Source organism: Pantoea sp. CFCC18179 (assembly GCF_059412405.1).
In genome coordinates, this window is sequence record NZ_JBNBPM010000006.1 from 241,314 (window position 1) to 257,476 (window position 16,163).

A 16,163-nucleotide genomic window follows, 5' to 3' on the forward strand; every position below is an offset into this window, starting at 1 on the left:
GTTCTCCGTCAGTTATGGGCCTGAGTTCAGGCGTTTTATTCGCCCGCACGGCCAAACAGGCCCTGCAGCTGCGTGACGGCGTCGGGCGCCAGATCACGAATAATGTCGAGAAAATCGAGTTGAATCAGGCGCTGCACCCGCTCCAGCATGATTGGGGCCGGATGACTCGGTTCATGCTGCTGAAAATAGAGCCGCACCTTCTCCAGCATCAGTTCGGCGTCGGCGCGGGACTGCAACGACACACGCTGCCAGTCCGGCACCGCGGGCGCAGCGGGGCTCGCGCTGGTTTCGACCGCGGGAAGTTCGTCGGCCACGCTGGTGGGCGCTGATTCCTGCTGTTGCGGCAGCAACGCCACCAGCATCAGCAGCGGTTTCTCGCTGGCGGCGAGATCCGGCATGTCGGCGCTATCGAGATGCTGCGTCAGACATAGGCGCAGCGCGGTTAACTGTTCAGCCAGCGAGCGCAACGCCTGCGCGGCGGGCAGATCGGGCTGCTGCAACGCTTCACGTAAGCGCGCCACGCCGCCGGGAAAATCCGCCACTTCGCTTTTGCTGCCATCCAACAGCGCCAGCGCATCACGCAGGTTGATTTCACCCAGCGCGCTTTTCAGTAACCAGCTTTGGCGTAGGGCGCGCATCAAGCCGGATTGCGGGCCGAGCGCCGCCAGCGCGCTGACGCGCATCAACAGATCCGGTTCGCCATCAAACTCCAGCGCCGGATGCAGCGTTGACCAGTAGCGGGTCAGTGATTCGCTCAGCAAGGTCAAACCGGCGGCGCAGCCGGTTAATCCCTGGGTGTGCGTCCAGGCTTCACTGAGAATCAGCAGCAAGCGGATGTCACGCGTACGGCTCAGCAATTGCTGCGCCTGCTGCGCCACCTGCTGCCAATCTGGCGGCTCGGCGGGAATGATGGTGTTGCCAAACTGCTGCTCGGCTTTACCGCCGCGCGCCTGTTCCAGCGCCATAAATGCCGCGTCATACTCCAGATCGTCGCCGCACGGCGCGTCCTCGCGCAGCGGTTCGAGTAAGCTCTCAAGATTCATCGATTCACCATCAAGGCTGACCAAACAACGGCGGTTCGCCGCGGCTGGCGTGGGGCGGATTAAACAAACGCAGGAACAACTGCGTGGTGAAGTTGCCGCTGTGCGAATGGCTGTAGAAGGCGCTGCCGTCGCTCTGGTTGCTCCACCAGAAACTGCTGTATTGCGCGGGGTCGAAGTAGTTCACCACCTGCGGCCAGTTGAGATTGCACGGCGTGTCCTGATAGCCAATCACATCAAACACATCCGATTGCGGCGGGCGCGCCGCCTGCGCCGGCAAGGCGTTAAGCGCGTGATCAAACTGATCGCCGCTATAACGGTTTTGCACCGCCAGCGTCAGCGTTTTACCCAGTTGGTAATACCAATCGCCCGCGGTGTGCAGCTGCATGGCGTGCCATTGCGCTGTGGCAAACAGTTGCATGGCGCACAACGGATATTGACGACCGACGCGATCGCGGGTTGGCAACAAGCAGCCCATCTGAATCTGCGGCACGCCGAGCGTGGCGGGAATGATGAAATTCCACACCGGCGCGCGTCCGGCAGGCGTTTGTTGCGCCAGGCGTGGCAAGCTGTGTTGAAACCAGCGCGCCCAGTTATCCACCACCAGCGTCGGTAAACGACGCCGCATGAAATCGCCGCTGCCGGGCAATTTTCCGTACCAGCCCAATGGCGCGTGATTATTCATGGGCAACTCACATTCGGCAGTTGTAACGGGTTGCGCACGCTGTTCGGTGTGTACGCCAGCACCACCTGATGACCGCCGAGCGAGAAGGTGGCGCGCTGGCTTTGGCCGCTACCTGGACTCAAACGGGCTTTGTCGAACAGACGATTCAGCGCCCACGGGCCGCTGGTGTTCAGCGTGTTGCTGGTGCCGTCGGTCAAACCAATTTGCATGCGCACTTGCTGGGTATTGCCGCTGCCCGGCCAGTTCACCACCTGCGGAGTTTGCGGGCCGTGGCTGTAACGCAGCAGCTGCCCATCGACATCCAGCGTCAGCGTCAGAATGCTGTTATCCATGCTGACTGGCGTCAGCGTCAGGCGGTAAGCGGGGGTTGACGATCCGTTGGCAAACAGCGCTTCACGGATGCTTTGCGCCTGCTGAAACGGGCGCAGCAGTTGTGTGCCGCCGGGCAAGGTTTTGCCATCGACGCCCGGCGCATAGCGCCAACTGCTGTGCGTGGTATCGACTTTGCTGGCGAGATTGTCGCGGAAGAAGCTGTCCATCAGGCCGCTGCCCGGCGCATACATGCGCGCCAGATCGTCGGGCGTGATGTCGGTGCCAGAGGCGCGATTCAGCGGATAACGCCCGGCAATCGCGCTGCGACAAAAGCTGCCGACTTCGACGCTGGCGCGTTTTTGCATGTTGCTCATATCGCGCTTTTGCGTGTCGCTGCTGGCACCGACCGCCAGCTCCTGCAACAGGGTACGGAACGGCTCCGGCTGGCGTCCGGCATCGGCCTGCATGCGTGAAATGATGCTGGCATCCGGCGGCTGCATGCCGCTGTTGCTGGCATCTTGTACCGCGGTCAAATAGCTGTAGAGATCGTCGATATCTTTCAACTGCGCATCGAACGGAATGCCGTTGTCGTTCTTATCAGTGGTTTGCGACTGCTCAATGATGTTGGCGAATTCGGCCATCACGCGCTGCTCTGGCGCTTCAATGTTGCCGCTTTCCGCCGCTTTGCGCGCACGGAACAGCGCCTGCAAAGTGGCGGTGGCATTGTTATTGACGTAATGGGTGCTGCGCTCGAGCAGGGAAGGTTGATCCTTTTTCTTCTCCTCTTCCGGCGGCGTCAGCGTCAGATTGCGGCCGAGATTGATCATCAACTGGCGCAGCGGTGAAGTGCGACCCGACAGCAGGCGCGCGGTGCTGATGCGCGCATCCAGACTGCCAATTGGCACCAGCTGAATGTCCTGCAACAAGCCATTCCATTGACGGATGTAGTCGTCGAGATACAGGCGGCGCACGGTATCGACCAGCGTATTTTGCTCGTCGGCGCTTTCACGGCGCGTCAGCACCCAGCGGTCTTCCTGCAACAAGCTGTCGGCGACATTTTTGATGTTGTGATTGAACGGCCCCCAATATCCGGCGGGGGTAAAGAAGCCGGGAATGGCGGTGGTGAGCGGTACGCCACTTTTGCGGCTAAACACCAACTCGGTTTGCGGGCCACTGAGCGAGATCAAACTGACGCCAGGATTAACGCGCGGGATCAGCAGACGTTTCAGGCGACCGTACACACGCGTTGATAGCGGCGAGCGGTTGACCATCTCAATCTGGCGCACTACCAACGGTTCATCACGTTCAAATGGCGATGCATTGATTTTGTTATCCAGCAACTGGCCAAGGTGATAATCCAGCGCTTTCAGCTGTGCCTGCGGGGCGTTGGCACCTTGGGTGCGCTGCACATTCAGCATCACCCAGGCATGCAAGAATTTGCCGTCGTAGTGCTGCGGCAGGTAGAGCATTTGATAGGCTTTCAGCGCTTCATAGCTGTAATCGACGTCGCTGCCGTTGTCGCTGCGCAGCCAATCAGTAATGTTGCGCGCAATCACCGGCAACAGCATTTGCTCTAACGCCCGCTGATAAAGGGAATCTGAGGCGGTAGAAACCTCTTCACCGCGATACATGCCCGCGCGCCAGCTCAGCGGCGGGTGCTGTAAATCCGGTAATGCATCGCTATTGGGCAAACCGGCTAAATTGTTGAGGAACGGCAGTTGGGCAAACAGGTTTTCGCCATTAAGCGGCGACAGCGCTTTACTCTGTTTTTCCACCGCGGGCACGCGCTGCTGCACTTCAGCCAGATAGTCGCGATTGTGGTAATAGCTGGTGAACGCGGCGATCAGCGCTACCAGCAGCAGCAAGGCCAGCACGCCATAGGCAACCAGATGCACCAGACGATTGCGATAGGCCCACCAGCGATTGATGCCAGCTAAGCCCGCTTCTTTAAACACCACCTCGGTGAGCATTTGCTGCAAGAAGAAACTCTGTCCTTTACCGGCGGCGTCCTGATTGGCGCTGAGCGCCGGTAAACCTAAAGCACGGCTCATCTGGCCCATCACGCGGTCAAACGGTAGACCTTCCTGGGTGCCGCTGGTGAAGTAGACGCCGCGCGGAATCAGCTTCTCTTCATAGCCGGAGGTGGCAAACAGCACATCCAGATAGTGTTGCAGCAGCGGCTTGATGGCCTGGAACTCTTGCGGAAACAGATACATTTCCGCGCGCTTGACGCTGTCATGCTCGTTGATCATCAAATCAGCCAAACCGGCATCGAGGCGCTGATGCAGGCGATCAAACTGGCGATCAAACTCGCTGTTGACCGCCAACTGCTGATCGCTCCACGGCCAGGTAAAGCCCCAGATTTGATCGCGCTCCGCCTTACTCATCGCGCCAAAGCTGGTGGTGAAGCCTTTAAGCAGGTCGGCTTTGGTGACTAACACGTAGACCGGAAACGGGATCGCCAGTTGATCGCGCAACTCTAATAAACGTTTACGCAGCGCGCTGGCTTGCTGGTGGCGCGCTTGTTCAGATTCGCTGAGCAGATCGCCAATGCTGATGGTAATGATCGCGCCATTTACCGGCTGACGCGGGCGAAACTTTTTCAGCAGCGCCATAAAGCTGCGCCACTCTTGCGCGTCCTGCTGACGATCGCTCTCTTGCGTGGTGTAGCGCCCGGCGGTATCCAACAGAATCGCCTCATCGGTAAACCACCAATCGCAGTGACGCGTGCCGCCAATGCCGCGCAGCGCGGTTTGACCAAACTGCGCCGCCAGCGGGAAGTGCAGACCAGAATTCGCCAGTGCGGTGGTTTTGCCGGCACCCGGCGCGCCAATCAGCATGTACCACGGCAGTTGATAGAGATATTGGCGGCTAAAACGCTGCATCCAGCGCGGCCAGCGGCGGCTTTCCGGGCGGTTGAAACGCGCCTGGCGCAGCAGGTGAACCGCTTCGTTGAAGCGTTCAGCCAGCGGATGTTCCTGCGGCATCTCCTGATCGGGTTCTGGCTGCGGCGCCAGTTTCTGCACCATGCGCCGATTTTGCCAGCGCCGCCACAGGCGCGGCACCAGGCGATAACTGATCCACAGCGCATACAGCACGCCGATGGCGATGTAGCGATACAGCGCCGATTCCAGCGGGCGATAATCACCAATCGCCACTAACGGGCCAACGGTCCAAATCAACAAACACAACGCGGTGATGCCGAGGCCGCTCCACATCAGGCGGCTGGTCGCGAACGAGAAAACGGTGCGATTCATGGCGGTTCCTTTTGCTTACGGCTTAATGCACGCTGTTGAGTTCGGCTTGCGTCTGTTTCGGCGCCACCAGCAGGGTGATCTCCACCCGACGATTGCGCGCACGATTGGCGTCTGAATCGTTCGGGACCAGCGGATTACTCTCGCCGCGACCTTCCACTAAAATGCGTTGCGGCTGTTGCAGATCCTGCGCCAGCATCGCCTGCACCGATTGCGCGCGCGCCAGCGACAGGGCGTAGTTGGAGCTAAAGCGCGCGCTGCGAATTGGCAGGTTGTCGGTGTAGCCGCTGACGCGAATCTGGCCGTTAACGTTGTCCATCGCCTGCGCAATGCGCCGCATCACCGGTCGATAGCGCTGATGAATGGTGGTGGCGGCGGAATCAAACAAACCGTCGCCGCGCAGCAACACCACGCTGCGGGTGGCTTCATCGCGCACCGTTACCAACCCTTCGGCGATTTCAGGTGCGAGGAAGTGACGCAGATCGAGCGCCGGTGCGGCGGGTGCCGCCGGGCGTGCGATATCAACTTTCGGCACCTCGGTTTGATAGATGGCGGAGAGCACCGGCGCGGTGAAATGATTGAGTCGCCAATTGAGCGCGATAAACACCGCGCAGCCCAGCAGCGCCAGCAATGCGGCAAAACTCCACAGCGGAATCAGCGGTCGCCACAATGTTTGTTGCACCGGCTCATCCAGCGGTTGCGGCGACAGCGGGGCGGGATAGGCACCGCGCACCGAGCGGATCATCTGCAACAGGCGTAACTTCAGCGTCTCCAATTGGCTACGCCCGTTTTCCATGATGCGATAGCGGCCTTCAAAACCCAGCAGCAGACAGGCGTTCATCAACTCCAGCAACAGGATGTTTTGTTGCGGATGCTGCGACAGTCGCGCCAGCAGCTGAAAGAACTTCTCGCCGCCCCAGGTTTCGTTATGAAAGGTCACCAGCAAGCCGCTGCGCGGCCAGACATGGCGGTTGCCCCACGGCGTTAACGCCGCCGCTTCATCCAGCGAGGTGCACAGGCAATAACGTGCGCCGACGATGGTTTCATACGGCAACTGCGCTTGCTGGCACGCCACTTCAAAACGGCGCACCAGATCGATCAACTGCTGGCGTAGGCCTTCGGGATTGTCATGCGCTACCGAATGGCGCAGTTGCGCGATGGCGTTGATCAGCGGATTGGCGCGTGCCACCAATGGATTTTCATATTCGGTGGTGGCGATCAGTTCGGCAGGTAGCGATTGCGGCTGCATCATGGTGGACGCTCTCCGTGATTAGCTGCGCGCGTGGCGCAGTGCCCAAAGTTGCAGATCGAGCCCCGGAAATTCTCCGGCCAGATGCAGCGCAAAGGCTTCGGCTTTCGCCATCTGCTGCCACAACTCGCCGCTGCGCTCCAGCTCGAAGTAGACATAGTTGGCGTGCCACGGAATCTGGCGCGGCGTGGCGGGCATCACGCGTAAACCGATGCCGGGCAGTTGCAGTTGCACCAAATCGCGGATGCGCGTCACCGGCGCGATTTTCATCTGCGCCGGGAAGTGGGTCAGCAACACTTCGCTCGGCAGATCGGCGCGCACCGCCAGCACAAAGCCGTAATCGCGGATTAAACTGACATCCGACACCGTGGCGACATACAGCCCGTGCGAACGTTCGGTTAAGGTCAGTTGCAGCGCGTTTTCTTCCATCACCAGCGACAGGCTTTGGCGCAGTTGAATCATCAAACGGCTGAAACTGAGATAGAGATTGTCGTGGTCGTACACCGGCAGTTGATCGTTGGGGCGTCGCGACGGCGACCAGCTCGCCAGTTCGGTGGCGAACTGCAACCATTCGCTGAACAAGCGCTCGGGATGCAGTTGCGGCAAACGGCGGCTGTGCGCCACCTGGCCGATGTGGCGGTTAATCAGCGTCAGCAGCATGAAATCGATCATCTCGCTATTGCCGCCGCGTCCGGCCTGTTGCAGACGCGCGCCCATTTGCTCGCTGCGCTGTTGCAGCAAACCGTGCATGTCGTTGAGAAAGGCGCTGATCAGCGGAGAAACGTGACCGTTTAGCAGCGGCGGAATGTAATCGCTGTCGAGTTGCAGCGCGCGGTCGTTGCCGCTGCCTTTGATGCGCGCCACGCCGACCGCGGTCCATTCGGCATTCAATTCTGACTGTGGCATCAGGCATAAACGCAGGCGACCAAACTGCATCGGCGCGCGGCCCACTGAAGAGGCGTTGAGATCGTCCACTTCGCGATCTTCACTAAGGTAGCGTGCCAGCGAATCGTTGCTGTCGCTAAAAATCACTTCGGTTTGTCCCTGGCGCTGTTCCGGCAACGCCAGCACCACGGTGATCGGCTCTTGCACATCGTGCAATTCCAGCGGCGGCGGGGCATTGCTGGCACCGCTGATGGTGAACGGCGTACCGTCGGGGAACATACCGCTGGCGCTGGCAATCGCCAGTTTGCCCTGACGCAGTAAGCCCTGATCAAACGCCAGCGACATAAATCCCCAGTGCCACGCACATTGCAACTTGCCCCAGCTGCGGCTGTAGGCTTCCAGCCAACGTTCCGATTGTTGGAAATGGTGCGGACGCAAAAACATCCCTTCGCTCCAAATCACTTTGTCTGCGGTGTGCATAGCGCCTTCCTCAACTGTTTAATCGTTATTCGCTGCGGGATGCAGCCCGGTGGCCGTGACGCTGACGCGGCCATTTAGCGCATCGGGCCCCGACCGCCAGAACTGATAGAAATGCGGCGCGCTCGGCGCAGGGAGCGGCACGGAAACGCGCCAGCTTTTGCCATTGATGGCGGCGTATTCCGCCACCACGCCGAGGTAGCGGGCTTCAGGATTAGGCGAACCATTCAGCATTTGCTGCGGCTGCTGCGGCGTGAGAAAGCGTTGCTGGCTGTCGATCACATCGCTGCCCAATACCGCAGAAGCGTTGTTTTGCAGCGAGTAGAAATCCGACGACATGAAATTGGCATCCGAGCGCAGCACAAACACCCGCACCTTGAGCGGCGCGCCGTTGTTGGCATCTGGCGTGCTGTTCAACGCCAGTTGCCAACTGGCCGGTTGCGGCGGCGAGGATGCGCAACCCGCGAGCATCAACGCCAACCCGGCGCACAGCAGCTGGCGGCGCATCACTGAATAATCCACGTTGAGGAGCGGCCTTTGCGGCAGGCTTTGTCGCCTGCGCCGAGGCCAATGCATTGCTGCTGGGCGCGGCGTGGTTGCGCGGCTTGCGCTTTCAACGTCGCGTCGTAACGATCTTCCGGCACGGCGGAACTTAACGGGATATAACCGCTGAGTTTGCCGTCATCTTCGGTCGCCACCGCCAGCCAGTTATTTTCGACTCCGCCCAGCACCTGCAACGGTTGACCGGCGGTTAAGATGCCCATACGCATGCCGCCGTAATCAGGACGGTTAATCAACGAAACCGGGTAGAGCGCGCGATAGGATTGGTTGACGGCGGTGAAACTTTGCGGCGGCTGAATGATGTGCATATGCACCAGCTTCACACCGTTGACTTCACTGGTTTCCAGCGTGTCGGCGGTGATAATCGGTGCCTGATGGCAACCGGCGGTGATCCCTAATGCCAACAACATGGCGAGAGAAATCAGTTTGTTAGTGTTTGTCATTTTTTCTCAATCATTCCAGAAAGTTAGATTGCCAGCAGTGAAATCAGGGTTTGACTTGGTGTGATGCGCACGCCCGGCGCATTTGCCACATTTTGTTGCGTCACACTGCTCATGCGCGTGGCGGGCATGCCTTGCAATAACAGCGAGTTGCAACCGGTGAGATGACGCGACATGCCCATAAAAGTGTTGGAAATCACGCCGCCCAGCACGCCCGCTTCATCGCCCTGAGTGATCGGCGTGATGGTGGCGAGGTTGTGCGCTGGCATACCGGCAAACAGAATGGTGCTGGCGGTGGGCACAGCGGTACTACCGAGCGCCAGATTGACGAACGTCACCGGAGCCGGGGTTTTGCACACATCGGCAAGCGCCTGATCGCTGCCGCCACACTGACAATTTGCAAACATGCTGCTGCTCCTTAACCCATGTGAATCTGTTTGCCGTCGATGCGCGTCAGCGTTTTGCTGCTGATAAAGGTGTTCGGCGCATGCAAACGGGTAAGCTGGCTGGTTTTGATATCTAACTGCCCGGCGCGCACCTGCTCGATATCGTGCGTACGGCGCAACAGGCGTTGGCTGATTTGGCTGACGCTCTCCCATACGCTTTCGCAGCGTTTGCCAAACAGGCGGCTTAGCGAGATCCATACCGAGGCGGATTCACCGCGATAGTTCAGCTGTTTGATGTCGCAGTCACCGCGTTCGGCGTTGAGTTGCAAAACCGGGCTGCTCAAATTGAGGGTTTGACTGGCGCTGATGGTGAGATCGCCTTCGCAATGCAATTGCGCTGCCTGCTGCGGTTCGGCGCGCACCAATATCGCCAGCAGCCACATTTGATCGGCGGCGCGACACAGCAAAACCTGGTCGTGTAGCTGCGGCGTCAGTAAACAGCTGGCGGCGCGCGGGCAGTGCCAGCGGCGACCGTGACTGACCACCTGCACCGAGCCATCCGGCTCCAGCCCAACCACCTGACCTTCGGCCTGAAGCGGCAATTCCAGCGGCAGCGCCACGGTTTTTTCAGCGTGATTCATGGTGATCCTCTTGCGGTGTTGAGCAGGGTTGCGGCTGCCAGGCTTCGGCGGCAAACAGCGCATCATCCTGTTCGATGAGGCCATCGCGCTGGCTGAACTGCGTATGGTGCTGACTGGCGCGATGCAGGCGGGTGGCGCAAAACTGTGCGTCGCGTAAATCGGCGTCATCTAGCACCGCCCAGGAAAAATCGGCGTAATGCAACGCCGCCTGCTGGAAAATCGCGCCACGCGCGCTGGCGTGATGCAGCACGCTGCGCTGCAATTGGCACTGAGTGAAATCCACCTGATCCAGCGTGGCGTGAGGGAACATCGCCTGATTACATTGCGCCTGCTGGCAACGACAATCGCTGAGATCGCTGCCGCTAAATAGCGCCTGATTGAGCCGCGCGCCGCGGAAATCCACGCCGCGCAGACTGAGCTGGCTAAAGTTGCTCTGTTGCAGATTGGCGCGCTGGAAGCTGGCTTCCTCCAGCTGGCTTTCAGTGAACTGGCAGCGCTCAAAACACTGTTCGCGATAATCGCCACCGCGCAGATCGCACTGGTAAAACGTGCTGAGCGAAAAGCGGCTGCTGTGCAGATCGCAGCGGCGCAGATCAACATTCATCCATGTGCATTGCTCGGCGCTGATATGGCGCAGTAACGCCTGATCGAGCGTCACTGCCAGAAAGCCGCATTGATGGAGTGAGGCCAGCAGAAACGCGCTATCGCTGAGATCGCCCTGATTGAATTGGCTGTTAATCTGCACCGTTTCGCTGAAATCGCTTTCCGCCAGTTGGCAGGCGTTAAACAGGCAATCGGTGAGGGTGCAGCCGTGAAACTGCGCGCCGGTCAGGTTCGATTGGTTGAACAGCGTTTCCTGCAACTGCGCGTCGGCAAACTGTGCGCCGCTCAGCAGGCATTCATTGAACTGGGTTTCATGCAGGTTGCAGCCACGAAAATCCGCGCCGACCAAATCCATGGCGATAAAGCTGCCGCCGGACAGATCCAGGCCGCTGAAGTCGCGATCTTCCGCGACCAATCCCTGCAAAATCTCGCCATGTTTGATGGCGTGCTGCATTTGTTGCGGCGTCATACACGCGCCTCCTGACGCTGCGGCAAAGTTTTCATGCCGTCGGTGAGCGCGCCATCAAAGCAAGTGCTGCTATCGTGCAGGGTTTGCGACATATCGGCGCGGAACAGATTGCAGTCGCTGAGATCGCAGCCAATCAGCTGGCTCTTTTGCAGGTCGGCACCCAGCAGCAAGCTGCCATTGAGTTGCGCGCCGTCAAAGCGGGTGCGTACAAAGCGGCTGTCGCGAGTGCGCATGCCTTGCAGGCTGGCGCGGCGGCAATCGGCGGCGCTGAAATCGCTGTTTTCCAGCTGTGCCTGGTCGAAGCAGGCGTGTTGCAGCTGCGCATCACGAAAATTGCATTCAGTCAGCGTGGCGCGGCGGAAGCGGGCGTGCGCCAGCAGTGTGTCGGAAACGAACATGCACTGCTTAAGCTGGGCATCGTCAAAATTGATTGCTGCCGCTGCGCAGGTCACCAACGACAACCCTTGCGCGCGAATCTGGCTGAAATTGATCTGTTTGAGTTGGCAGCGAATCAGGTTGCAGTTGGCGATGTGCGCTTGGGTGAAATCCAGCGCCGAGAGCGCGATATCCATCCAGTCACAGCGTTCAAGCTGCGCGTGGCTGAAGTCGCAATGTTGAATGCTCGCCTGCTGGATAAACAGATTGCTCAACAGCGCGCGCTGAAAGCGACAATGCTCCAGTTGGATGTTTTCGCATTCCACTTCATCGAAGCTGCTGTCGCTGAAATCGCTGTGCCAGCCTTGCGCCAGCGCTAAATTCGCGCCATCGAACAGGCAATGCGTCAGGCTGCTGTGGTGGAATTCGGCCCGCACCAGCACCGCGCCGCGCAGATCGGCACCATCCAACTGGCAATGGCTGAAATCGGTGCTGTCGAGCAGGGCATTTTCAAAGTCGATGCCGCGCAAATCGAGGCCCGACAAATCAGCGGCGGTGAAGTCCAACCCGCGCGCATCTTTGTCGCCAGCCATGCAGGCCAACAGCTGCTGACGCTGGGGCGCGGATTCCTCGAGACTGAGGCGACGCGGCGCGTGCTGGTGCTGGGCCGTGTGGCGATAACCGTCCAGCAGCGCCTGCTCACTGCGCGCCAAGCTGGCATCGTTCGTGGCATGCAGATGCGGATTAGCCTGTAACTCGGCGCGCTGTTGCTGGTAATGCGTCGCGCCGTCAGTGCGATCCAGGTCGTCTGTGGCATTGCGTTGTTGCTCCTGACGATAACGCGCCATCATCTGCTGATAACGCTTTTCTGCCGCCACTTCGTGACGGGCAAACTGCGCGGCTACATCGTGTTCAACCTCGAAATCATCGAGGCCGTTAGCAGCGGGCAGCGGGGCGCCTTTTTGCAACGACGGGCGATCAAACTGTTGGCGCTGCTGCTGTTCCCAGCGCGCGAGGTTCTCGACCAGCGGCTGGCGTGCGGCGGGCGAGTTGTTTTTCGGTGCATGTGCAAGGATCGTTGCGGCAATCAAATCGTCGTCGCGCAGCGCACGCAAACTGGCGTCTGGCCCTTCAGTGCGCAATTGCTGGATGTGCTGATAATGCGCCAGCGTCTGTGGCTGGCCCGCGACTTCCAGCGCCGCCATCAGCGACAGTACATCGCTGGCGTCATCCTCATTGATGGCGATATTGCCGTGCCAAATCAGCAGCATCTGCTGGCAATGCGGCAAAAAATGCACGGTGGTGGCGCGCATCGCTATCTCTTCAAATAGCGTTTCATGGTGGCGCAGGCGAGTGATAAAGGCGCGCGCTTGCCAAGTGGGTAATTGGCCTTGCAGCACAGCGTGATCTGGATGCATATGTTCAATGCGCCACATCGCGCCCGCAGGCAGCGCATCGCGTTGCTGCCACCATTGATCGGCGGAAGCCTGGTTGAACACGCGCCAGTCGGTGTCACGGGCAAAGCCGGGATAATCATTTTTCAGCCAGTTGTCGTCGTAGTTTTTGCCCATCAACGCCTGGCGATCGGCATGATTAAAATCCAGCGCATGGAACGCGGCAGGCTGCGCGTTGTTCTGTGGCGCAATGTCCAGACGCTGTTGTTTGCGTAACTCGCCAACCTGAATCGATAGCGCGCAGCCATGTTCATCGGTTTGATATTTTTGGTAGCCATAACCGCTGGCGAGAAACTCGGCGCAGGCTTTCGGCAACGCCAGATCAAAGATGCCGTCCGGCGATTGCACTTCTTCGCGTACGCGCTTCCAAAGCAACTGCTCATCATGCAGCACGGGCGTGTCGGACATATCCAGCAGCGTCATCGCCGCTACGCCCAATTGGTTTTGCTGCTGCCAACGGTAAGGGCGCGACAGCAGGCTGAGCCGGGTCGGTTTGATAACCTGCATTACGCGTCCGCCCACGGGTTGAAGGTGGGATCGTCGTTATCAGCGGGTGGATTGTCGTTCTGGTTCTGGTTCTGATTCGGTGGATCTTGCTGCTGGTTCTGGTTATTGGCCGGGTTTTGATCTTGCTGATTGTTTTCGTTATTGCGCGCGTCGCGTTTGGCGGTGTTTTTCTCGCCTTGCTTCTCTTCCCACTCGGTTTTCTTCTTGGCATCGGCTTCGTCTTTGATTTCCTTGCGGGTGTTCATCTCATCTTTGAGATCCTGAATCTTCTGTTTGATGCCGCTGTTATCGCCGGTCACACCGGTCGCGCCACTCTGAATCGACATCAAACCGATGCGCAGGTTGTAAAACGGCACCTGCTCGAAGCGTTGCAAATCGGCTTTGTACTCCACCTGCGTTTTACTGCGCTTGAGGTAGGTGTAATCCATGCTGATGCCTTTAACGGCAAAGTCGGTGCTGCTGGCGGCGACGTTACTGACCGCATTGACCGTGCCGTTGACGCCGTTGATGGTTAAACCGATGCCGGTGGTGGTGAAGTTGGCGCCCGTCACGGTGTAATAGCTGCCGCGCGAGGTGTGATAAGTGGTGGGCGCGCTGGTGGAAACGGTGTCGTTGCTGTGCAACGTCACTTTGCCCGGCGCCCAGATTTTTAGTGCGCCATCGCCATCTTTACCGGCATAAATTTTGATGGCGTTGTTAGCGGAAATATTGAGATCTTTCTGCGCGTGAATATCCAGCGACTCCTCGTCGGCCAAATCTTCAAACGAGATAAAGTTGCCGTTGCTGGCATCGCTGTTGCCGACCGAACGTGACCAGAAACCACTTTTCGACCACGACCATGCTTCGGCCACTTCCGCGGTGATGGTGTCGCTGTCGGCCACATCGCTTTCGCTGCCAATGGTCAGCAAGCTCTCGCCAACCGGCTGGGTTTGCAGGTTATTGAATACGCGTCCGGTGATCACCGGCATGTGCGGATCGCCGTTGATAAAATCGACTACCACTTCTTCGCCAACGCGCGGGATTTGGTAATAACCTTGCTGGCTGCCGGCCCAACCGCTGGCGACGCGCAGCCAGCAAGAGTAGAGATCCTGTTCGTTATCGGGCTTGAACCACAGGAATTTGACGCGCACGCGGCCATGATCGTCGGTCGCCACCACGCTTTTGTCGCCTTTGCTGGCGTCGGGTGCGTTAATCACCACGGCGGTTTGCGGTCCGCTGGTGCGCGGCCAACGGGTAGCGCGCGGTGGACGCCAGTTGACGGTGGCGGGGATCACCTGGAAGCAGAAGCGGTGGCGGGTGAAATCTTCGTCGTTACTGACGTAGCTGTTTTCCACCAACTGATAATCGACCGCGGTAACCAGAAATGACTGGCCTTCATCGGCGTCGCGTGGCGCTTTATTCAGTGTGAATTGGTAGCCTGGCGCTAATCCAAACGCATCACCCACGCCGTCAGAGGCTAACTGGCGGGCGGCTAATTCTTGCTGGCGTACCGTGACGTAGCTTTGGCCGTCGCCTTGTTGTTGATATTGTCCCGGCCATTCGCGTTGCGTGGCGGTTTTTTCGGCGTGAGATTCGGCAACTTGACCATTTGCGGAAAGATCAGCGTTGCTTTCCAGATAATTGTAATCGTCATGTTGATAAAGACTGGGGGAAATGGCGGCTGTCGATTGCCAGATATTAATGCTCTCGTCATTGACATATCCGCCTGCGGCCGCCTGATGATATTCAATGCAATCATAACCGGGGAAGGGCTGATGGGCAGAAGGGGCGTCAGCTAAAATCAGCGTCTGTTTATCCATATCATGAGTGAAATAAAAATAGATGCCTTCATGTTCCATCATGCGCTGAATGAAATCGTAACTGCTCTCCTGATATTGGACGCAATATTCCCAATTACGATATGTGCCGGTGAGTTTGTTTTCGAAAAGAATGCCATTCTCATTCAGGACCGTTTCTATGATCTGAGTAACAGTTTTATTTTGCCAAATACGAAAGCCGTGGTTTTGCGTCAGATACCATAATTCAGGTCTGACCTCCGCACGATAAGTATAATATTTTTCACGGTGTTTCTCATGGCCGAGAAACGCCATGCGAGTGATGATGCCGCTCAGGTAGCGAATGACGCCGGGACGGGGTTGCAGCACCAATGTTAAGGGTTTTCCCAGTAGGTCAGGTAACGCTATGCTGTTGTCTTTGCTGGTTAATTCTATGTTGAATTGATAGCAACATGACAACGCCTCATGACCGGTCATGCTCTTGAAAAATAGCGTTTCAGTCAGAGGTGAATGCGCAACGACGACACGATCCATAATTGACCTTTGTTTTTATTTCGGCATAGCTACCGCACGGGCAGCAAATTTTTTAATTTTTGCTGCCAATATTCATTCGGCAATAAAAAGCCGTGGCGCGCGAATATCAGCGGATATTGGCGAACCTGATGTGGGATAAATTTTTATAACGTGAGCATTTTTATAATATTTACTGGACCCTGTGAAGATAAGAAACATCCTAAACGAATCCTTAACGATATTATGACATTTTTGTGAAAGGGGAAGGGTTTGAGGTGTTTTGCGCAGATGCCGCGGATTAATTGGGTTGGCGTAAAGTGGAATTGAATATATTTCTTTCTCTTTACGGGAATAATAAATTTTAAATATAGGGAATCGTTATGGCTGGAATAAGATGTCGCGCAGGAATATAGCTGGCGGTGATGATCAATGGCAGGGAAAATACCTCGGGTAATCTTTCCAATAGGTTATTTATTGAAAATCATCTTTCCCAAAGTTTTCAGAATTGATTGTAGGGTTAAATGGGTGAATAACACA

At 57.8% G+C, this 16,163-nt stretch carries 12 protein-coding genes; all 12 read right to left on the minus strand.

What is annotated here, in order from left to right:
• Positions 1-35: 35 nt before the first annotated feature.
• Genes tssA through ACPUC7_RS14120 form a run of 12 tightly spaced genes read right to left on the minus strand, consistent with a single transcriptional unit; the run spans position 36 to position 15,647 of the window.
• A complete protein-coding gene (tssA, locus tag ACPUC7_RS14065; protein WP_494923377.1) occupies positions 36-1,043 on the minus strand; it encodes a type VI secretion system protein TssA in 1,008 nt (335 codons plus the stop codon).
• Positions 1,044-1,053: 10 nt separating this feature from the next.
• Positions 1,054-1,725, minus strand: a complete 672-nt coding sequence (gene tagF, locus ACPUC7_RS14070; RefSeq protein ID WP_494923378.1) for a type VI secretion system-associated protein TagF — start codon at positions 1,723-1,725, stop codon at positions 1,054-1,056.
• Entirely contained in the window at positions 1,722-5,294 is a 3,573-nt protein-coding gene (gene tssM / locus ACPUC7_RS14075; RefSeq protein WP_494923379.1) for a type VI secretion system membrane subunit TssM, read from the minus strand. Before tssM ends, tagF begins: the two co-directional genes overlap by 4 nt.
• A gap of 22 nt (positions 5,295-5,316) precedes the next feature.
• The gene (locus tag ACPUC7_RS14080) at positions 5,317-6,540 is read right to left on the minus strand and encodes a DotU family type VI secretion system protein (protein WP_494923426.1); all 1,224 of its coding nucleotides are present in this window, start codon (positions 6,538-6,540) and stop codon (positions 5,317-5,319) included.
• A 21-nt stretch (positions 6,541-6,561) separates the two neighbouring features.
• Positions 6,562-7,905: a type VI secretion system baseplate subunit TssK gene (gene tssK, locus ACPUC7_RS14085; protein WP_494923380.1), complete on the minus strand. Its 1,344-nt coding sequence runs from the start codon at positions 7,903-7,905 to the stop codon at positions 6,562-6,564.
• A gap of 18 nt (positions 7,906-7,923) precedes the next feature.
• Positions 7,924-8,409: a type VI secretion system lipoprotein TssJ gene (gene tssJ, locus ACPUC7_RS14090; RefSeq protein WP_494923427.1), complete on the minus strand. Its 486-nt coding sequence runs from the start codon at positions 8,407-8,409 to the stop codon at positions 7,924-7,926.
• Positions 8,409-8,906 (minus strand): SH3 domain-containing protein, encoded by a 498-nt coding sequence (locus ACPUC7_RS14095; protein WP_494923381.1) that lies wholly within the window; start codon positions 8,904-8,906, stop codon positions 8,409-8,411. The genes tssJ and ACPUC7_RS14095 overlap by 1 nt, the downstream gene beginning before the upstream one ends.
• A gap of 23 nt (positions 8,907-8,929) precedes the next feature.
• Entirely contained in the window at positions 8,930-9,310 is a 381-nt protein-coding gene (locus ACPUC7_RS14100; RefSeq protein ID WP_494923382.1) for a DUF4150 domain-containing protein, read from the minus strand.
• Between the two features lie 11 nt (positions 9,311-9,321).
• A complete protein-coding gene (locus ACPUC7_RS14105; RefSeq protein WP_494923383.1) occupies positions 9,322-9,930 on the minus strand; it encodes a DUF3540 domain-containing protein in 609 nt (202 codons plus the stop codon).
• Complete coding sequence (locus ACPUC7_RS14110) at positions 9,917-11,002, minus strand: pentapeptide repeat-containing protein (protein ID WP_494923384.1); 1,086 nt, start codon at positions 11,000-11,002, stop codon at positions 9,917-9,919. Before ACPUC7_RS14110 ends, ACPUC7_RS14105 begins: the two co-directional genes overlap by 14 nt.
• Positions 10,999-13,338 carry a DUF2169 family type VI secretion system accessory protein gene (locus ACPUC7_RS14115; RefSeq protein ID WP_494923385.1) on the minus strand — a complete coding sequence of 780 codons (2,340 nt, stop codon included), beginning with the start codon at positions 13,336-13,338 and terminating at the stop codon, positions 10,999-11,001. Before ACPUC7_RS14115 ends, ACPUC7_RS14110 begins: the two co-directional genes overlap by 4 nt.
• The gene (locus ACPUC7_RS14120; RefSeq protein ID WP_494923386.1) at positions 13,338-15,647 is read right to left on the minus strand and encodes a type VI secretion system Vgr family protein; all 2,310 of its coding nucleotides are present in this window, start codon (positions 15,645-15,647) and stop codon (positions 13,338-13,340) included. Before ACPUC7_RS14120 ends, ACPUC7_RS14115 begins: the two co-directional genes overlap by 1 nt.
• Positions 15,648-16,163: the final 516 nt, after the last annotated feature.

Coding starts and splice junctions, on each gene's coding strand:
- tssA (WP_494923377.1), bottom strand. CDS start 1,043: ATGAATCTTGAGAGCTTACTCGAACCGCTGCGCGAGGACGCGCCGTGC.
- tagF (WP_494923378.1), bottom strand. CDS start 1,725: ATGAATAATCACGCGCCATTGGGCTGGTACGGAAAATTGCCCGGCAGC.
- tssM (WP_494923379.1), bottom strand. CDS start 5,294: ATGAATCGCACCGTTTTCTCGTTCGCGACCAGCCGCCTGATGTGGAGC.
- ACPUC7_RS14080 (WP_494923426.1), bottom strand. CDS start 6,540: ATGCAGCCGCAATCGCTACCTGCCGAACTGATCGCCACCACCGAATAT.
- tssK (WP_494923380.1), bottom strand. CDS start 7,905: ATGCACACCGCAGACAAAGTGATTTGGAGCGAAGGGATGTTTTTGCGT.
- tssJ (WP_494923427.1), bottom strand. CDS start 8,409: ATGCGCCGCCAGCTGCTGTGCGCCGGGTTGGCGTTGATGCTCGCGGGT.
- ACPUC7_RS14095 (WP_494923381.1), bottom strand. CDS start 8,906: ATGACAAACACTAACAAACTGATTTCTCTCGCCATGTTGTTGGCATTA.
- ACPUC7_RS14100 (WP_494923382.1), bottom strand. CDS start 9,310: ATGTTTGCAAATTGTCAGTGTGGCGGCAGCGATCAGGCGCTTGCCGAT.
- ACPUC7_RS14105 (WP_494923383.1), bottom strand. CDS start 9,930: ATGAATCACGCTGAAAAAACCGTGGCGCTGCCGCTGGAATTGCCGCTT.
- ACPUC7_RS14110 (WP_494923384.1), bottom strand. CDS start 11,002: ATGACGCCGCAACAAATGCAGCACGCCATCAAACATGGCGAGATTTTG.
- ACPUC7_RS14115 (WP_494923385.1), bottom strand. CDS start 13,338: ATGCAGGTTATCAAACCGACCCGGCTCAGCCTGCTGTCGCGCCCTTAC.
- ACPUC7_RS14120 (WP_494923386.1), bottom strand. CDS start 15,647: ATGGATCGTGTCGTCGTTGCGCATTCACCTCTGACTGAAACGCTATTT.